We start from the raw sequence: 19127 nt of genomic DNA, 5'->3' as shown, positions 1-19127 counted from the left end.
TCATGCAATAATTATAGCATAGCCCCGCCATCAAGGATGAGGAGGCATGATGGTCTTTGACAAGCAAAAATGACTTCCCAAAAAGCCAAAGTTATACTTGCAATCCAATTTTTGTCCCACGATAACAAGCGAAAGCTTCTCCAACTAATTCATTCTCACACCTCATTTAGCCCACCATCAATCACACAAAACCAAAAATTCTTATTTTTAGAGAACGCTCCCTTGAATGAAGAGAGGCCATTCTCTCTAGGATGTTGATCCGATCACTCTGATCATCAACATTGTGCCTGAACTCAGCCTGCCCGGCAGGGGAACAACAAGGGCACTGCGCTGCAGAGTGCTGCAATCGCCCCTTGCAGGCGTGAGTGATCAGATCTTCCGACGCCTGGTTCGGCGCTGGGCGCCAGATGCATTGTTATTCACAGAAATGGTCAATGCAACCAGCCTGGAGCTAGGCCACGGCCTACAGAAAATCGACGAACTCGCCAATGAAGCCGGGCCCATTGGCGTGCAATTGTTCGATCACCGCCCAGAAGCGATGGCCGATGCTGCACAACGAGCAGAGGCTGCTGGTGCCTTCCTGATCGACATCAACATGGGCTGTCCTGTGCGCAAGATTGCACGCAAGGGCGGTGGCTCTGGTCTGATCCGTGACCCACAACTGGCAGCAAAAATCGTGAGCACTGTTGCTGCAGCGGTCAAAATCCCAGTCACCGTGAAGACAAGGCTGGGCTGGTGTGGCAGCGATGCAAAACCAATTGAATGGTGCCAATCACTCGAGCAGGCCGGCGCCCAAATGTTGACATTGCATGCTCGAACTCGAGAGCAAGGCTTCAAAGGCTCAGCTGATTGGCACGCCATCGCTGCCGTCAAAAGCGCACTGCAAATCCCCGTGATTGCCAATGGCGATGTCAAGAGCGACATGGATGCCAAGCGCTGCCTAACGATCACTGGAGCCGATGGCGTGATGGTGGGCAGAGGCTCGCTGGGAGCGCCATGGCTTGTGGGCCAAATCGATGCAGCACTATCCGGCCACCCAGTGCCTGCAACGCCTGGAGCAGCAGAGCGACTCACCATTGCTCGTGAACAACTTGAAGCGCTGGTACAAGCAAAGGGGGAACATGGCCTCTTGATTGCCCGTAAACACATGGGATGGACTTGTAGCGGCTTCCCCGGCGCATCAAAACTGCGCCATGCCCTGATGCGTGCACCAACGCCAACGGATGCAATATCACTGTTAGAGCAAGCCAGCGCAGAACTCATAACGGCATGGCCAGAAGCGACCAACGCCTAATCAAGCCTCAAGTTGCGATCAAGCCGCTACCAAGCCACATCCAATCACCCAGCCAATATCACTAATCAATCGCCGTCATCAACTCAACGGCTCATCATCCAGTTGCGATCAATGGCCTGCTCAAGCTGCTAAGAGATTACGTGTGCCTGTAATCGCCTGCACTGCAAGCAATACAGCAACCAACACGTTGGCGTAAACATGCAGTCGTCGCATCGAGAGATGACGAGCAATCTCAGGTTTGGCTGCCACCGATGCAATTAACAACCCGCTCAGTAACACACCGCTCCAGTAGTGGGAGCGCCAAAAGTCTGCATCGAAAGGGTTGTCTGTGAGGCGATTGATCTCCGGTTGTGCTCCCAGCAGCAGCAATGCCAACCAGCAAGCGAGGCCCAACAGCGCACGCGCAGCAGGGCGCCTCACCTTGAGGAGACGGAGGTAGATCACCACAGTGCCCAACTCTGCAAAGGCCAAGACCACGAGCCGACCAACGCCAGCCAAGCCCCCAGGCACCGCCTCGAACCAAGCGGCCAAATAGCTATGAAAAAAGGCGATTAACACTGCCACCAACACCCCTCCAGCAACCCAGCGGCCATGCTCGGCATGTTCAACAGGCACCGAGGCAGGCAGCGGATTGATCTGCAAGCGCCGCTCGCGAGCCAAAGTGCCAAGCCGAATCGTGGCACCCACCACGGGATAGACAAACAAAATGATCAGCACGGGGTGCAACAAGCCAAACCACTGCATGGCGGTCAAAGAGAGAGCACTAGACATCAGGGCATCACCTCCGGCCAGCCTTGGCGCACCAACAACAACGAAAAATAGGGCTTAGCTGTTGCGGGCACCTCGCTGGCCTGCAACACCTGCTGATCGGGCCAGCCCAAATGCTGGGCAAAGAGTGCTGATTGCAGTAAATGGCGCTCTTCGAGCATGGGCCTCACCCAGGCCCAGCGGTGCGCCAACTTGAGCAACGCCAGCACACGCCCAGCACCAGCAGCTTCCTCTAGTAGAACCTCGAGCTCGCTGGATTGATCGGGGGTCGGCAAAAGCAAAAGTTGTTCCTGCTGCATCGCCAAGGGCCAGTTACCTGCAGCAGCGGCGGCTGCAACGGCCGTGACTCCTGGGATCAGCCGAACCTGGCAATCAGGATGATGCTTCTTCAAAGCAAGCAAGATGTAGGAACTGGTGGCAAACAGAGACACATCACCCTGACAAAGCACCACCACACGCTCTCCTTCAGCAACGGCATTTGCCAGTTGATCACTGGCCTCTCGCCAAGCCTGCTGGCGCGGTTCAGCGGCAGCCACCATGGGAAAAAGCAATGGCAGTTGGCGTTGCTCAGCACGAATCCATCGCGAGGCAATGCTCGCGGCCATCCCTTTGCCCCCTTGCCGTGCCACGGGATAGGCCACAACAGTGGCCGCTTCAATCGCCTCAATGGCAGCCAGTGTCAACAGGGCAGGATCACCAGGGCCCACTCCGACCAGGATGAGAGCTGTAGTTGAAACAGCAGGGCTCAACAAAGCCGAACGAAACATTCAGCCGTCGTTCTAAGACGCCACGATCAAGATGGCTGCAAAGCCCCCTTAAACCTCTGGGAATGAGTCGCCTCAGCATCCACCCCGAAGGCAGCACCAACGCCACAAGCCCGGCGGAACCCTTATTGGAGAGCGATGATCCTGCAGTGATCAAAGCCGAGCTGGCCAAACGGGGCATTGAATTCCAGCATTGGCCAGCCAAAGCCAAGCTCAATCAGAACCCAAGCGAGGCCGACATCCTTGCGGCCTACGCCGTCGAGATCGCCCGAGTGCAGGCAGATGGCCGTTACCCCACGGTGGATGCAATCCGAATCACGCCAGACCACCCCGATCGTGAAGCGCTGCGCCAAAAATTCTTAGCCGAACACACCCATGCCGAAGACGAAGTTCGCTTCTTTGTAGAAGGCCGTGGTTTGTTCTGCTTACACATCGGCGCGGAAGTGCTGCAAGTGCTCTGCGAACAAAACGACTGCATCAACGTGCCAGCAAAAACTCGCCATTGGTTCGATATGGGCAGCAAGCCACAGTTTTGTGCTGTGCGCTTCTTCGATAACCCAGAAGGCTGGATTGCAAGCTTCACAGGGGATGCGATCGCCGAGAGATTCGCCAAGCTGCCATGAGGCTGAAGTTGGCTTCAGCTATGCATGCGCGGCTGAGGGTGCAAGTTGGCGAGGATCCCTGCCTCCACCTCTGCCAACTCCTGCAAACGAGCAATGATCAGCTCACGCTGAAAACGCTGCTCACAGAGCCTCCAATAGAGGCCGAAATGACGCGCCTCACTCGCCAGCAGATCTGCATAGAGCTGACGCAACTCCAGATCAGCTAGGTGGGTGGCAAGCAACGACATGCGTTCATGGCTACGGGCTTCGATCAGCCCTGCCACCAGAAAACTATCGAGCATGCGCTGCGGTTCATCCCTACGGATCTGTTTGGCCAAAACTGCGCCATAAGGGGGTGCAGCCAGAGGCTCCAGATAACGCCCTCTGGCCTTGAGCAACGTGAGCACACGCTCAAAATGCTCCAGCTCCTCTCTTGCTAAGGGGCTGAGAACTTCTGCGAGCCCAGGCTCACACAAGTAGCGGAACATCAATTGCACGACGGCACCCGCCGCCTTGCGCTCGCAATGAGCGTGATCAATCAGCAGCTCGAGCGGATGAGCAATCGCCTGCTCCAACCAAGCATCACTGGTGGGAGCCGCCAGCCATTTGATCGTGGCGTTTGACGTCTTAGCAGCAGCAAGAGCACTCATAGGGCCTGCTGCGGCTGACGCAAATGAGCCAACAGCCCTTCCAAAGCAAGGCGATAGCTCAATGCACCAAAACCGCTCACCACGCCCACAGCGCGATCAGCAAGATAAGAGTGATGGCGGAAGCCCTCACGGGCATGGGTATTGCTGAGATGCAACTCCACGTATGGAATCGCTGCACCGAGCAGAGCATCCCGTAAAGCAACCGAGGTATGGGTATAGGCCCCAGCATTGATCAGGATTCCTTGCACCTGGCCGATGGCTTGATGGATGCGATCCACCAAAGCACCTTCAAAGTTGCTCTGGAAACATTCAAGCTGAACCGCTTCTGCCTCCGCCTGAGCGAGCAGGTCTGCCTCAATCGCTTTCAACGTCATGACTCCATAAACACCAGGCTCTCGTTGACCGAGAAGGTTGAGATTGGGGCCGTTGAGCAGCAGCAATCGCATGGCCCTGAAGCATGAAGGGGGTGAATGGATCGTATCGATCCCCACAAGACCTTCCCAGACATTCAGCCACAAAGGTGCGATCTGCTGGTAATGTCAGCAGGTGTGGTTCGGGTCGGTGCCCGAGTGGTTAATGGGGGCGGACTGTAAATCCGCTGGCTCTGCCTACGTTGGTTCAAATCCAACCCGGCCCACCTTCCACATGCCCTTGTAGCTCAGTGGTAGAGCACTCCCTTGGTAAGGGAGAGGTCCCGGGTTCAAATCCCGGCGAGGGCATTGAAACCGAGACCGAAGGAAATCCAAGAGCAGTCAAGAGACAGCAAAAGTCTCTTTTGTTGTGCCGATGCAGGCAATTGAGAGAAATAAAATCCATCTCCTCTTTTCAAGTTCTTTCAACCAGGTAGCAGGTTTTTAAGACGAGGTGTTCAGGTTTGTTCTTGGTGTGTCAAGGGTCTAAGCCAACCCCCCATTGCGGCTCCACACGGGACCATCCATCTGCCCTCAACTTGTTCCAGATCTCAACGGCATCACGCTTCGGCAAGTGCCTCCTGCTTTTGAGCAAGGCAGGAGACCCGTCAGGCATTGCTCGCCCTTTATCCATAAACACAAACAGATCGCTCCTCCAAGACTTTTGATCTCGATGGAAGCGAAGGGACCAGTGCTTGTTTGGATCAATCAACCAACCTTCTGGCTCACATGCAGAACTGCCGCCCATAACGCCCCTTAGTAGTAAGTATGTATTACTTCAAGGGTGGGGAGCGCGTCAAGCCCTCTTCGCCAACTCCTTGTAAGCCCAATAGCCACCGGCGGCAATGATCGCCAAAGGCACAAGGGCTCTAAGAACCGAGAGAGCAACAAAGAGAAGCAAAGAGAACGCACCGAATTTCTTGACGATTGTCTTTGTCTCGTCGCTCATCGCATCCCAACGCTCGATCAAAGACATGGTGGCTGGACTGCATGCTGATCTGCTTTCTACCCAATACCTCTTGCGATGCAACCTCAAGGGCAGCAACCAAAAGCGCGCACAGCCCTGCTGGCTCTCTCAAAAGACTTTTGACAATCAACCAAGTCCACTAAAAGCACTGTCTGGTTCACCCCAATGACATGCCAAAAGCCTTGGGTTATTGCTAGGGCAAGCCACTAGATCTCTTCTTGCACAAATGGGATACGGGCACGATTGAGACCCGCTGTGGCTCAGGGGGCCTTTCCACAGGCCCCCGCAAAATCAAGTTGGCTGCACTTGATAGACCTTTGAGCGGCCATTGCACTTCCTCACACCCCATGAAATAGGAGCCTTCGACTTCGCGATTTCTTGTTCAACACAGATGTTTTGATTATTTGCCCAGTGAGCGACAGGCGCCAAACTGAACGCAATGAAAGCAAGAGACAAAGCTGCTATTAGCAGAGCAGCTGCCGCAACCACAGGAAGCACAATGCTTTTCAGTGTCTCCATTTCATTGGCTCCGCAGAAATAAATCCCAGCTTAAAAAGCCTAGGAGGTCTTTTTTAAAGCTCTGCCAACCCTATGGAGCCCAATCAGTGAGCCAGCGTTGTTCAGTTGTTCCCATTAATCGGAACTGGCGAGCAAAGAAAAAGCAAACAACACTCGAGAAAGCACGGATCAGTATCTCTTCGAGAGAAGTAGGCAGGATCAGCAAACAGCCTCAAACGCTCTCGATGATCACCGATCAGATCAAGCTCCTCAAGATCAACGAGCAGGTTCGCTGAATTGAAGAGAAAAATTTGACGCCTACAAGCTTCTCGCCATTGCTGAGCCTTGGCTCAAAAACCTGACCAGCAATTTCAGACTGCCAAGGTCTCTCTCTTTTGTCGGGTCATCTAGGCAGACAACAGATGCAGCGATGGGGTTAATCCACTAGCTGCAGCAAGACTTAAGTCGCTGAGCCAAATGCCTTCTGATGTCTCAAAGACTCCCCGCCGGGAGCGGGAAGAACGAACGGTCTTTTGCAGAGATCGCATCGACGCCAAGCCCTACATCGCTTGCAAGGCAAGCCTTTACGCCAATCTCTGCCTGCCTCGCCAAGACAAATCTCAGGCTGTTTTTGCCAAATCTCAACCACTCTTTCCCAAATCTCAGCAACTCTTGCCCAAATCTCAGCAAGTCCTTGCCTAAATGAGGTTCGCCGCAATTGAGAGAGGGTGGTCACAAAGGACCAACCTTGAGACAACGCTTGCTACTGCTGATGTAACAACCTCAAAGGCAGCCTGATACGAATATTGCCTTCAGCAGGCACCTCTGAGACCATCGTGCAAGTCCTTGCAGAAATGGATGTGTTTCCAGCGTCGCTCTTGAGAGATTTGTCCTTACACCTCGGACAGTTCCCCAGCGGACTGGAAGATGCAGTCGAGGCGATCAATAATCCGATCAACGGCTTTGCCTGGGGTTGGCCCACAGTCATCCTGATTGCAGGCACCGGCATCTTGCTGATGGTTGGCCTGGGCTTTATGCCCTTACTGCGCATTCCCTATGGCATGCGCATGCTGCTTCGCAAGCCAACCGCCTCTGGCGATGGCGAAATCAGTCCATTCCAGGCACTGATGACCTCGATGGCAGCCACGATCGGCACCGGCAACATCGCCGGTGTCGCTGTTGCGATTGCCATGGGCGGCCCTGGTGCTGTGTTCTGGATGTGGCTGATTGCCATTTTTGGCATCGCCACCAAGTATGCCGAAGCCGTCCTTGCAGTTCATTTCCGCGAAGTGGATCCCCTCGGCAATCATGTCGGTGGTCCGATGTACTACATCCGCAATGGCCTTGGTCCTAACTGGGCCTGGCTAGGCGGATTCTTTGCCCTGTTTGGAATGCTGGCGGGCTTTGGTATTGGCAATGGCGTGCAATCGTTTGAGGTGTCAAGTGCCTTAGCCACGATCGGCATCCCTCGGCTTTTAACGGGTGTCGTCCTTGGAGTGCTTGTCTTTGGAGTCATTATTGGCGGAATCAAACGGATCGCCCAGGCGGCATCGGCAATCGTTCCACTGATGTCGTTGTTTTATGTGATTGCCTGCTTGGTCATCATCCTCAGCAACATCAATGAAGTACCAGCGGCATTCTCAACAATCTTCTCCAATGCCTTCACAGGAGAAGCCGCTGCCAGCGGCACGTTGACCCAAGTGGTTCTGATGGGGTTTAAGCGCGGCATCTTCTCCAATGAGGCTGGTCTCGGTAGTGCACCAATCGCTCACGCTGCCGCCAAAACCAATGACCCAATCCGTCAAGGCACCATCGCCATGCTTGGAACCTTCATTGATACTTTGATCATCTGCACTATGACGGCTCTGGTGATCATCACCACCGGTGCCTATCAGAGTGGTGAATCAGGCTCTGATCTATCTATCGCTGCCTTCAACAGTGGCCTTGCAGGCTCAGGTTGGGTGGTGACAGCTGGGCTCGTGGTGTTTGCGCTAACGACAGTTCTTGGCTGGAGCTTTTACAGCGAACGATGCACCGAATATCTCTTTGGGGTGCGAGCAATTCTTCCCTTCCGCCTGGTGTGGGTAGCTGTAGTTGTGATCGGAGCTATTGCAGGAAATCGCGGTGCTGTGTGGAACGTAGCTGACACACTCAATGGCCTCATGGCAATTCCTAACTTGATTGCACTGGTGTTGCTATCGGGCACTGTCTTCCGTCTATCTAAAAACTATCAGTTTGAAGAGGGTTAAAGGATAAGAGAGCATGCTGTTGTCGATCTAATCATCAACAGCAGGAAGTAGCGGGGGATCGAAAAGCACGAACTATTTTTTCATCGATTCTGCTGAAATCACGTTAATTCTGTCTATGAAATAGGAATTCCTTTGTCATTCTTTTGACTAAAGACAGGAGCGCAATTTAAACTTAAAGCTGTTATCAGGTCAAAATTCAAAGCATTGCCTGTAGAGGTCGCGTTGCCCATATGATGCATTGTTGCTGCCAATTCTTAATGTTTTTAATGGCCTTTATGCTGACTTGATGATAAGTGTCTAGCGCTGTTTACTTGTAATAATCAATGCAATTCAATGTCTACAGCTTTTTGATCACAGGACTAAAGTGATTGCAGTAAAGTTCTAGACAGAAGGTATAGAACTAAGTTGAGCTTCCTCCGATAATGTCATCTTGCAAACTAGTCCATCGCATATCATTACTCGAATCTCCAGAGTCTAAACCTGTAGTTAACCCTTCGCCCCCGTGACTAACCACATCTTGATCTATGTTTGTATCAGCCAATGTTTGGTCCTCTTCCAATCTTTCTCCAAGAGGGCTGTCATAGCCATCAGTAGAAGCTAACTTTTCTAATGCGTTTTGGTTTTTGAATGATGTATTAATCCAGCTGTTTGCTCTATCAGCAGTTGATATTGAAACTCCATTGATTACATCGGCACTTGTTTGAGAATCGAGTTCAGTCCATGTTATCTGAGTAGTCACACCGTCTGATCCTACTTTGCCCTGGAAATTTTCATCACCTAAGTGTAGGGTTTTACCCCAATCTTCATCGAGAACGGTCAAATCATCAATACTAATCTTTCCGTCAAAGTTAGCGTCTACATCGCGTGCATAGGTCGCTTCCGATGCCACCTTTTGACCTGATTCAATCGTTTGACGCCTAGCACCTGCATTAAGAAATGCGAGGTCTTTCATACCAACGTTTCCGTCATAATTTAGATCTCCTTTAAAGGTGATCAGATTTTTGGACGCATAAGCTTGCTGGCCATCGTGGCTCCTGAATGCTGTAGCTTCACCATCAACTTTAATTTGGTACAAGTCATCTGATGCATTGAAGACTTTTCCGGCAGCATTGTCATTAATGTCGACTGTAATTCTGACTTTATTCGTTTGCTCATTTTTATCGCTGTAGGTGCCATCTTGAGAAAAATCACCCCCAGTTAAAGTTGCATCAGTAGCTCCCTTCAGTAGCTCTGTCGTAGGGTCACTATCCTTATCACTAGAGTCAACCAGTCCAGATTTATTAACATCAACTGCTGCAATCCAATTACTCCCCTTCAGTGAGCCAGCTGCCCATGTACGAGTTTCAGCGTCATAACCCAATCCATCCCAGTTTTCTACTCTAAAATCACTGGCAGTTGTATTGCCTTTATTTTTCCAGTCAACCTCTGCAGAGATCGTATCACCTGCCCGAATCAAGTTTGTCGTAATCGGCGATGCGCCAACACCAATTTTTCTTTCACTTCCAAATTTAAGGAATGACGTTTGATGGAGGTCGATCGTTCCCTCATAGAGGCTGACTTTGTTTTTAACTAAGTCAACTCGACTATCATCCATATCTCTTAGCGACGCAATCGCTTCGGTGCCAAGAGCGCTATCTACTTTGCTAAAGATTGTATGGTCTTTATTGACTTCAATATCAAAATCTAATTGCCCATCAAATTTATTTGTAGTTCCATTTGCTCCGCTATATGTCAGCAAGTTACCATCTCCAGTTCTTGTATAAACACCTCCATCTTTTTCCAAGTCATCGCTGAAGTTGAACGCAATCGATGCAAGTATTCCTTCCTTGTCCCCTTCTGTGGCATTCTTACTTTTCAGGCCACTACCCAATGCTCCTGAGGTAGTTCCTTCTTCCGCGCCAAAATAGGAGAGACTACCTGCTGCAATTCTTATTTCTCCATTGGCATTGTCTATATGAACAGCATTCGCAAGAGGCATTATATTTTCATTGAAGATTACCTGGTTTTCTTTGATATCTCCAAAGAGGTGGCTATCAAATTTGATGGTTAGATCAACTGACTCAAGATCATAATCTGAAAGATTCTTAGCTTTAATATCTAAAATAACATTCGAATCCTCTTTAGCACCAATACCCCTTACCGCTAAACTCTTAACCGGTGGGAGATTATTAGATCCTCTAGCAGCTCTTGTCCATCGACTTCCACCACTAGCGGACTCGCTATCGATATCCTCAATTGCGATATCACTTGCGGGGTTGTTTTTTGTTCCATCATGAATTTCAGAACTAGAACCATCTACTCTCTTTGCCTTTCTGACTTCGTATTCGATTTGTAAAGACCCAGCTGGATCAGAGCTTTCTGATTGGGATGAAGAGCTATCTCCTCCAGATGAAGAGCTATCTCCTCCAGATGAAGAGCTATCTCCTCCAGATGAAGAGCTATCTCCTCCAGATGAAGAGCCATCTCCTCCAGATGAAGAGCTATCTCCTCCAGATGAAGAGCTATCTCCTCCAGATGAAGAGCCATCTCCTCCAGATGAAGAGCCATCTCCTCCAGACGCTGTAGCGCTTAACATAGTCCAACTGTTATATGTTGCTTGATCGGGGGTAGCACTTGCTCCATCTATGAGACCGACCCATGCGGCATCATGGGTGTCACCATAACCATGGTCACCAACAAACCTTGTGACAACGGATTTATCCTGATTAGCAAAATAGAGAATATAATTTTCTTGGCTTACACTATTACCATCGTCATTATTTGGAAGAGTAATATACCCCGTATGCCAATCAGTTGTCGAAGCAGCAGCATATTTATCGTAATCATCAAATAAACTTTCGTCGTAGCTGCTCCAATCCTCTAAGGAAAAGTTTGGATCAGTGTCGTATGACTTATATGTATATTGTGTATATTGAGGTGAATTAGTACTAAGCCAGTCCCCCCCGTTGACAGAAAGTCGGGGGGCGCGTTTTGGGTATGGGTGTCCGTTGTTATTTGGAACTCCTGGTGCCCAGTATAGGTCTATCTTTATGTCAACAACCTCATCCCCATCGATGTCTATGAAGCCCCTGTCAGGCAAAGGATCGCCCTTTATTTCATGCTTAAAGGCTGTACTAGCAGTGAATTCGGCCATCCTTTTACTCCCAACAGGAGTTCAAGAGCATTTCAATACATTTTACCAAACTTGAGTCGTTCGCACAGAAAAGTGACAAAAGCACTGCACTGATCTTGCATTCTCATTATTCATTGCCTTCAATGAGGGGAAGCGATTTGAGCAGTTCATGCTCATCCCGTTACAAATACTGCTTAAGAGCAGCACTTAGGGATCTGCGTCTAAGCCTTGGACTGGCCTTATTGCCTGAGAGCAATATCTACGGGAGCTTATGCGATCATTCCAATAGTGCAGTAACAAGATATAGGTGATCATAAGGGGAGAAGCTTGAAACGCTTCTCTGGTTGAGAGTGATATGCCTAAGATGAGAGAATAAAAGGCTTGGGATGGCTGTTCATCTTAGAGCTATTGACTTCTAATACAGTGTTTTCAAAGCACTACTGAATGATCCCAGAGCTACAAGTGCTGCCAGGGAAGTTTACACTTATAATTCAATGAAGGAGACTAAATAAAAGCTTGTTGCTTAGACGCCAACAAGGGAAGGACTGCAAGAAGAATGAATAATGCAAAGAAGTAGATTATTTGAATTAAAACATGAGTGAATCATTGACGGCATGACAAATCAATTCATCCAATACTAGAACCGCCAATGATATCGTCTTGAAGGCTAGTTCCTTGAATATCGCCATCTCCAGATGTAGAACCTAAACCAGTCGTCAGAGCAGAATCAGAATAAGTGACTACATCAGGGTCTTGATTCGAATCAGAGACAGTTGGAGCTGGATTGGAATTCTCATTGATTACTCGATAACCAAGAGGGGTATCGTAGCCGTCGCTCTTGGCTTTTGATTCTAGGGAATTTTGTTTTTCAAAGGAATCGTTCTGCCAAGTGTGAGCTTGATTACTTGATGTACCTTCAATATTTTGACTGCTTAATTCATTCCAGGTGATTTGGTTGGTAGCAGTACCTTGTCCATGAAAATCATTATCTCCCAAGTGCATTGTTTTCCCCCAATCTTTATCTAGAATGCTCAAATCATTAATGCTAATCAATCCATCAAAGTTTGCATCTACATCACGTGCATAAGTTGTATCCGATGCCACCGTTTGACCTGTTTCTATCTTTTGCCGCCTAGCACCAGCATTAAGAAAGGCGAGGTCTTTCATGCCAACATTTCCATCGTAATTCAAGTCACCTTGAAAAGTAATTAAATTTTTAGTTCCTTTGCCTTGATCAAAGGATTGTGACCCTACAGATAGCTTATAGAAATGTTGGGAGGAGTCGAAGACTTTTCCAGCTGAATCAGACTCAATTCTGACTGCAAGACTTACATCTATCGATTTATCATTGGCGACGTACTGTCCTGAGTCATCAAACTCACCTCCGCAGAGATGTGTTGAGCTAATAGAGGAAAGCTCTTCAACTAATGTAGCCAAACTGTTGCTGCCAACAGATTCAATTTTTATATCATCTGCATGACAATTACCGGTATTCTTCCAAGATATATCTGTTTTTACTGTATCACCGGCCCGAATCAGATTAGTTTTAAGAGAGTTGGATGAAACACCTATAATCCTTTCAGATCCGAAATAAAGTTGATTATCCTGAGAAAGCTCCATAGACGCTTCGTAGAGACTTATTGGCTTACCAGTGACTTCGAAATCACCGCCAACATGAGCGGAATCAACCGCTAAATCACGCAAAGTTTTTATAGTTGAATTGTTAGCAGCTTCATCGACCTTTGAGAATATTGTTGAATCCTTATTAACTTCAAGTGAAAAGCTGAGATTACCTTTAAATTCATTGATTAAATTATCGCCTTCAGCAGGGGGAGAATAAAAAAGCTTCTTGCCTGGATTTGTTGTTGAATGCTTCTCTAAGTTGGTTTCATTAAAGTTAAAGGCGATTGTTGCTAGGGTTGTTTCACCAAGATGATCAATTTTTTTGCCTTTACCTAGTTTATTAATACTACCTGCAGCGATGCGTATCTCGCCATTATCATTATCGATATGTACTGCGTTCGCTATAGGCATAGCATCACCGATGCGTATTTGACTTTGATCTATTTGATCGAAAAGATCCTTATCATATTTGATTGTTATATCTGTAGATTCCAAATCATAATCTTCTTCCAGGTTTTTGACCTTTATATCAAGTAAGTACTTAGAAGTAGAATCAATACTATCTCCTCTAACGGCTACACTTGTAAGGGCGGTTTGAGATTTATCTTTGTAATCTAAGAAAGTAGTGCTTGTGGCGCTTGGGACTACTTTTGCATCTCTCAACTCATAAGTAAATTCTAATGACTTCTCTGGACCTAATTCATTTGTTACTCCTTCCGCTGCAAGTAGAATGTTATCTGTTAATGCTTTGGCCGTTGCTATAAAGCCTTTAGCCTCAGCCTCTGTATAGCCAAGTGAATTTACAAACGTATCTTGCGTTACTCCACCTACTGCCATTACAGATGCTGAGGGCAAGGCATAAATGAGTTCACCTTGGGTCAAGTACTTCCCCTGAACAGTTGATAGCTGATCAATAGCAATATCCATTTCTCCACGAGCCTTTGACGTTGTAATCAAATCATCTAATCTTCGACCTGATGAATTATCAAATAATTCCTTGTATGTATAACCAGCGCCTACAAGTTCACTACTAGTAAAGTCAGAATTATCAATGACATCACTAGCAGAAATTCCAGCCGTCTTTAAATCTGATGCATTAAAGCCTGATTTTGCTATCTTAGAGTTACCTAGATACTTTGAATTCACAGACTTTAGACTATCAATAGCATCAATTTGCTCCTTACGCGCCTTCGAAGTTGTGACTAATTCAGCAAGATCACGTCCATAACCTCTATTATATAAGTCTTTATATGTAAATTTAGCAGTAACTCCATCGGTATCTTTAATAGATAATAGCTCTTCATTTGAGAAATCTTTATTTTGAACAAGTACTGATGCTGCAATTCCGGCTTGAGCTAAGTCATTAGCAGTGAAACCATTTATCGAGCTATCTCCTTCTCCATATTTGACCAGATCCGCTTCACCAAGGTATTTATGCTCTACACTCTTTAGACTATTAATCGCTACTTCTGCTTGATTATTGGTAAGTGCCGTAGCAACTAGTCCAGCGAGATCTCGTCCATAACCATTATTATATAAGTCTTTATATGTAAATTTAGCAGCAACTCCATCGGTATCTTTAATAGATAATAGCTCTTTATTTGAAAAATCTTTATTTTGAACAAGTACTGATGCTGCAATTCCGGCTTGAGCTAAGTCATTAGCAGTGAAACCATTTATCGAGCTATCTCCTTCTCCATATTTGACCAGATCCGCTTCACCAAGGTATTTATGCTCTACACTCTTTAGACTATTAATCGCTGCTTCTGCTTGATTATTGGCAAGTGCCGTAGCAACTAGTCCAGCGAGATCTCGTCCATAGCCTCTATTATATAAGTCTTTATATGTAAATTTAGCAGTAACTCCATCGGTATCTTTAATAGATAATAGCTCTTTATTTGAAAAATCTTTATTTTGAACAAGTACTGATGCTGCAATTCCGGCTTGAGCTAAGTCATTAGCAGTGAAACCATTTATCGAGCTATCTCCTTCTCCATATTTGACCAGATCCGCTTCACCAAGGTATTTATGCTCTACACTCTTTAGACTATTAATCGCTGCTTCTGCTTGATTATTGGCAAGTGCCGTAGCAACTAGTCCAGCGAGATCTCTTCCATAGCCTCTATTATATAAGTCTTTATATGTAAATTTAGCAGCAACTCCATCGGTATCTTTAATAGATAATAGCTCTTTATTTGAAAAATCTTTATTTTGAACAAGTACTGATGCAGCAATTCCGGCTTGAGCTAAGTCATTAGCAGTGAAACCATTTATCGAGCTATCTCCTTCTCCATATTTGACCAGATCCGCTTCACCAAGGTATTTATGCTCTACACTCTTTAGACTATTAATCGCTGCTTCTGCTTGATTATTGGCAAGTGCCGTAGCAACTAGTCCAGCGAGATCTCGTCCATAGCCTCTATTATATAAGTCTTTATATGTAAATTTAGCAGTAACTCCATCGGTATCTTTAATAGATAATAGCTCTTTATTTGAAAAATCTTTATTTTGAACAAGTACTGATGCAGCAATTCCGGCTTGAGCTAAGTCATTAGCAGTGAAACCATTTATCGAGCTATCTCCTTCTCCATATTTGACCAGATCCGCTTCACCAAGGTATTTATGCTCTACACTCTTTAGACTATTAATCGCTGCTTCTGCTTGATTATTGGTAAGTGCCGTAGCAACTAGTCCAGCGAGATCTCGTCCATAACCATTATTATATAAGTCTTTATATGTAAATTTAGCAGTAACTCCATCGGTATCTTTAATAGATAATAGCTCTTTATTTGAAAAATCTTTATTTTTAATCAATTCTTGTATGGAGATCCCCGCAGAAGCTAATGCAGATAAACTAAAGGAATAATAGTTGTCACTACCTTCTCCGAACTGAACAATATCTGATGTCGATAGCAATTCATTTGATAGATTTTGAAGATCCTTGATCGCCTCTATTTCTTCATTACGTCGTTGAGCCGTCTTAATAATAGCGCTTAGCCATTGATGCGATCCTGTATCGTTTATTAAAGGGTTCTGTCCCTCTTCGTATATAGCTTTATAGCTCAGACCCTTGAGCTCCCTTTTGTATGTTGCAGCGTCAATATGGAAACGGTTAGCCTGCTCCGGAAGACTTTTGAATAGGCCTGGTAAACCAGCTTGATAAAAGTTATCTGCCTGAAAGCCTGCATTACCAAGTTTAGTATTTGATAAGTGGGGTGATGAATATAAGCTATTAATTGCTATAGCTTCTTCACGTCTTTCTATTGCTGCTGCTACTAAATCAGACAGAGCTCTTCCACTAGTCCCATTCACATATAATTCACTATAAGTAAATTTTGGACTTCCATTAGTACCAATCAACCCTAATATATCTTTGCTCTCAAAATTCTCATTTTTTACCAAATCAGCCGCGCTCACTCCCCCCTCGGCTAAGGCCTGTAGATCAAAGCCTGCATTCACTAGCTTTGCTTTGTCTACGTAAGGGTTTGCTTTTAGGCTTTTAACCGCTTCTACTTGTTGATCATTACCATCTATATCCTTTTGCTTAGCTGCTGCTACTAGGTTAAAAAGTGGTCTTCCACTAGTCCCATTGACATGTAATTCACTATAAGTAAATTTTGGACTTCCATTAGTACCAATCAACCCTAATATATCTTTGCTCTCAAAATTCTCATTTTTTACCAAATCAGCCGCGCTCACTCCCCCCTCGGCTAAGGCCTGTAGATCAAAGCCTGCATTCACTAGCTTTGCTTTGTCTACGTGAGGGTTTGCGTTTAGGCTTTTAACCGCTTCTACTTGTTGATCATTACCATCTATATCCTTTTGCTTAGCTGCTGCTACTAGGTTAAAAAGTGGTCTTCCACTAGTCCCATTGACATGTAATTCACTATAAGTAAATTTTGGACTTCCATTAGTACCAATCAAACCTAATATATCTTTGCTCTCAAAATTCTCATTTTTTACCAAATCAGCCGCGCTCACTCCCCCCTCGGCTAAGGCCTGTAGATCAAAGCCTGCATTCACTAGCTTTGCTTTGTCTACGTGAGGGTTTGCTTTTAGGCTTTTAACCGCTTCTACTTGTTGATCATTACCATCTATATCCTTTTGCTTAGCTGCTGCTACTAGGTTAAAAAGTGGTCTTCCACTAGTCCCATTCACATATAATTCACTATAAGTAAATTTTGGACTTCCATTAGTACCAATCAACCCTAATATATCTTTGCTCTCAAAATTCTCATTTTTTACCAAATCAGCCGCGCTCACTCCCCCCTCGGCTAAGGCCTGTAGATCAAAGCCTGCATTCACTAGCTTTGCTTTGTCTACGTAAGGGTTTGCTTTTAGGCTTTTAACCGCTTCTACTTGTTGATCATTACCATCTATATCCTTTTGCTTAGCTGCTGCTACTAGGTTAAAAAGTGGTCTTCCACTAGTCCCATTGACATGTAATTCACTATAAGTAAATTTTGGACTTCCATTAGTACCAATCAACCCTAATATATCTTTGCTCTCAAAATTCTCATTTTTTACCAAATCAGCCGCGCTCACTCCCCCCTCGGCTAAGGCCTGTAGATCAAAGCCTGCATTCACTAGCTTTGCTTTGTCTACGTGAGGGTTTGCGTTTAGGCTTTTAACCGCTTCTACTTGTTGATCATTACCATCTATATCCTTTTGCTTAGCTGCTGCTACTAGGTTAAAAAGTGGTCTTCCACTAGTCCCATTGACATGTAATTCACTATAAGTAAATTTTGGACTTCCATTAGTACCAATCAAACCTAATATATCTTTGCTCTCAAAATTCTCATTTTTTACCAAATCAGCCGCGCTCACTCCCCCCTCGGCTAAGGCCTGTAGATCAAAGCCTGCATTCACTAGCTTTGCTTTGTCTACGTGAGGGTTTGCTTTTAGGCTTTTAACCGCTTCTACTTGTTGATCATTACCATCTATATCCTTTTGCTTAGCTGCTGCTACTAGGTTAAAAAGTGGTCTTCCACTAGTCCCATTCACATATAATTCACTATAAGTAAATTTTGGACTTCCATTAGTACCAATCAACCCTAATATATCTTTGCTCTCAAAATTCTCATTTTTTACCAAATCAGCCGCGCTCACTCCCCCCTCGGCTAAGGCCTGTAGATCAAAGCCTGCATTCACTAGCTTTGCTTTGTCTACGTAAGGGTTTGCTTTTAGGCTTTTAACCGCTTCTACTTGTTGATCATTGCCTAGACCTTTCGCTACTATTGCTAGGTCAGGGAGTGGTCTTCCATTATTACCATTATAATATAAGTCGCTATAAGTAAATTTTGGCCTGCCGCTTGCGTCCATAAGAGCTAGAATATCTTTGCTGTTAAAGTCCTCATTTCTAATCAAATCAGCCGCACTCATTCCTCCATCGGCCAACTCTTTTAGATCAAAGCCTGCTTTGACTAGCTTTGTTTTGTGAGCTGAATCAACTCCTTTTAGACTTTGAACAGCTTCTTCAGTCTCATTCTTAGCTTTGGCATGGGTTACTAAATCAGATATCTCTATTCCCCATTCATTGTTCCCATTGTTATAAATATCCTTATAGGATTTTTTCTGATCCCTAAGCTCTTGTATTTTCGCTGGATCAATCACCATAATCCTCGCTTGCGTGATAAGTAAAAATACCCATCAAGTGGCCGGGGGTGGGCTCATGCGACCGGGGGTGTCCTCAGAGGTGAATCTCATATGGTTCACCTGCTAGCTATTACTACTCATTATAGCTCAAAGAAAACCTCCTTCGCACAGACATAGCGAACAAAGAGTCGAGAGACAAGCCAAGACGAGTATCTCTTTTAAAAGGATACTATGTCATAAGTATGCCTGTATTTTGCGGCTTAGCCAAAGCCAGTGAGCAGAAAAGAATTTGCAGAAGCTTAGTAGAGAAGTACGCTTATCAAATACGAATACATCATCAAGGAATGAGAACAGAAAACCAAAAGGTATGGAAATGGAAATTCATTCAGTAAACCAATGGGTGCCGCATGCAAAACGTCCTGCCGTTTTGGGCATTTGAGGAACGTATACCACTTGTTCTTGCATTGCCCACGCAATAGCAAACCCGTTGTCAACGAAATATCTAACTTCCCTAGAAACATAAGAGCAAAACATAAAAGTAAAAATCTATGATCTTGCAAACATTTATAGACTAGCATCTATGAATATTCAAGGA

General features: G+C 46.1%; 13 protein-coding genes and 2 tRNA genes. 7 read left to right on the top strand and 8 right to left on the bottom strand.

The window, feature by feature from the left end; all coding sequences use genetic code 11:
* Positions 1-283 precede the first annotated feature (283 nt).
* Positions 284-1294: a tRNA dihydrouridine synthase DusB gene (gene dusB, locus SIB68_RS00160; RefSeq protein WP_063399720.1), complete on the top strand. Its 1011-nt coding sequence runs from the start codon at positions 284-286 to the stop codon at positions 1292-1294.
* A 120-nt stretch (positions 1295-1414) separates the two neighbouring features.
* Here the strand turns inward: dusB and SIB68_RS00155 are convergent, their stop codons facing one another.
* A complete protein-coding gene (locus tag SIB68_RS00155) occupies positions 1415-2065 on the bottom strand; it encodes a DUF4079 domain-containing protein (RefSeq protein ID WP_063399722.1) in 651 nt (216 codons plus the stop codon).
* The gene (cobI, locus tag SIB68_RS00150) at positions 2065-2829 is read right to left on the bottom strand and encodes a precorrin-2 C(20)-methyltransferase (protein ID WP_063399724.1); all 765 of its coding nucleotides are present in this window, start codon (positions 2827-2829) and stop codon (positions 2065-2067) included. Before cobI ends, SIB68_RS00155 begins: the two co-directional genes overlap by 1 nt.
* Positions 2830-2891: 62 nt before the next feature.
* Between cobI and SIB68_RS00145 the strand changes: the two genes are divergently transcribed.
* Positions 2892-3449: a 1,2-dihydroxy-3-keto-5-methylthiopentene dioxygenase gene (locus tag SIB68_RS00145; RefSeq protein ID WP_063399726.1), complete on the top strand. Its 558-nt coding sequence runs from the start codon at positions 2892-2894 to the stop codon at positions 3447-3449.
* 14 nt (positions 3450-3463) lie between these two features.
* On the opposite strand, the gene SIB68_RS00140 is transcribed toward SIB68_RS00145, so the two are convergent.
* Complete coding sequence (locus SIB68_RS00140; protein ID WP_063399728.1) at positions 3464-4078, bottom strand: tRNA-(ms[2]io[6]A)-hydroxylase; 615 nt, start codon at positions 4076-4078, stop codon at positions 3464-3466.
* The gene (gene aroQ / locus SIB68_RS00135; protein WP_063399730.1) at positions 4075-4524 is read right to left on the bottom strand and encodes a type II 3-dehydroquinate dehydratase; all 450 of its coding nucleotides are present in this window, start codon (positions 4522-4524) and stop codon (positions 4075-4077) included. Before aroQ ends, SIB68_RS00140 begins: the two co-directional genes overlap by 4 nt.
* A 24-nt stretch (positions 4525-4548) precedes the next feature.
* Here aroQ and SIB68_RS00130 point away from each other — a divergent pair, with 24 nt between their 5' ends.
* The 3 genes from SIB68_RS00130 (at position 4549) to SIB68_RS00120 (ending at position 4797) form a co-directional block, all read left to right on the top strand.
* Positions 4549-4671, top strand: a complete 123-nt coding sequence (locus SIB68_RS00130; protein ID WP_255327626.1) for a hypothetical protein — start codon at positions 4549-4551, stop codon at positions 4669-4671.
* Positions 4634-4715, top strand: a tRNA-Tyr gene (locus SIB68_RS00125). Before SIB68_RS00130 ends, SIB68_RS00125 begins: the two co-directional genes overlap by 38 nt.
* Before the next feature lie 10 nt (positions 4716-4725).
* Positions 4726-4797, top strand: a tRNA-Thr gene (locus tag SIB68_RS00120).
* Between the two features lie 169 nt (positions 4798-4966).
* Here the strand turns inward: SIB68_RS00120 and SIB68_RS00115 are convergent.
* Both SIB68_RS00115 and SIB68_RS00110 read right to left on the bottom strand, forming a co-directional pair.
* Positions 4967-5236: a DUF1651 domain-containing protein gene (locus SIB68_RS00115; protein ID WP_063399732.1), complete on the bottom strand. Its 270-nt coding sequence runs from the start codon at positions 5234-5236 to the stop codon at positions 4967-4969.
* 48 nt (positions 5237-5284) lie between these two features.
* A complete protein-coding gene (locus SIB68_RS00110; RefSeq protein ID WP_169189841.1) occupies positions 5285-5437 on the bottom strand; it encodes a hypothetical protein in 153 nt (50 codons plus the stop codon).
* Positions 5438-6430: 993 nt separating this feature from the next.
* On the opposite strand from SIB68_RS00110, the gene SIB68_RS00105 reads away from it, so the two are divergent.
* Both SIB68_RS00105 and SIB68_RS00100 read left to right on the top strand, forming a co-directional pair.
* Positions 6431-6655 (top strand): hypothetical protein, encoded by a 225-nt coding sequence (locus tag SIB68_RS00105; RefSeq protein WP_063399738.1) that lies wholly within the window; start codon positions 6431-6433, stop codon positions 6653-6655.
* 152 nt (positions 6656-6807) lie between these two features.
* Complete coding sequence (locus tag SIB68_RS00100) at positions 6808-8202, top strand: alanine/glycine:cation symporter family protein (protein WP_081215480.1); 1395 nt, start codon at positions 6808-6810, stop codon at positions 8200-8202.
* A gap of 400 nt (positions 8203-8602) precedes the next feature.
* Here the strand turns inward: SIB68_RS00100 and SIB68_RS00095 are convergent, their stop codons facing one another.
* Together SIB68_RS00095 and SIB68_RS00090 are read right to left on the bottom strand one after the other, a co-directional pair.
* The gene (locus SIB68_RS00095; protein WP_413681845.1) at positions 8603-11335 is read right to left on the bottom strand and encodes a hypothetical protein; all 2733 of its coding nucleotides are present in this window, start codon (positions 11333-11335) and stop codon (positions 8603-8605) included.
* Positions 11336-11941: 606 nt separating this feature from the next.
* Positions 11942-18553 carry a hypothetical protein gene (locus tag SIB68_RS00090; RefSeq protein ID WP_413681844.1) on the bottom strand — a complete coding sequence of 2204 codons (6612 nt, stop codon included), beginning with the start codon at positions 18551-18553 and terminating at the stop codon, positions 11942-11944.
* Positions 18554-19127: the final 574 nt, after the last annotated feature.

Source organism: Prochlorococcus sp. MIT 1323 (assembly GCF_047304905.1).
Lineage (GTDB): Bacteria > Cyanobacteriota > Cyanobacteriia > PCC-6307 > Cyanobiaceae > Prochlorococcus > Prochlorococcus marinus_D.
The sequence above is the reverse complement of the archived record's forward strand: the minus strand, read 5'-3'. Positions and strand labels throughout refer to the sequence as shown.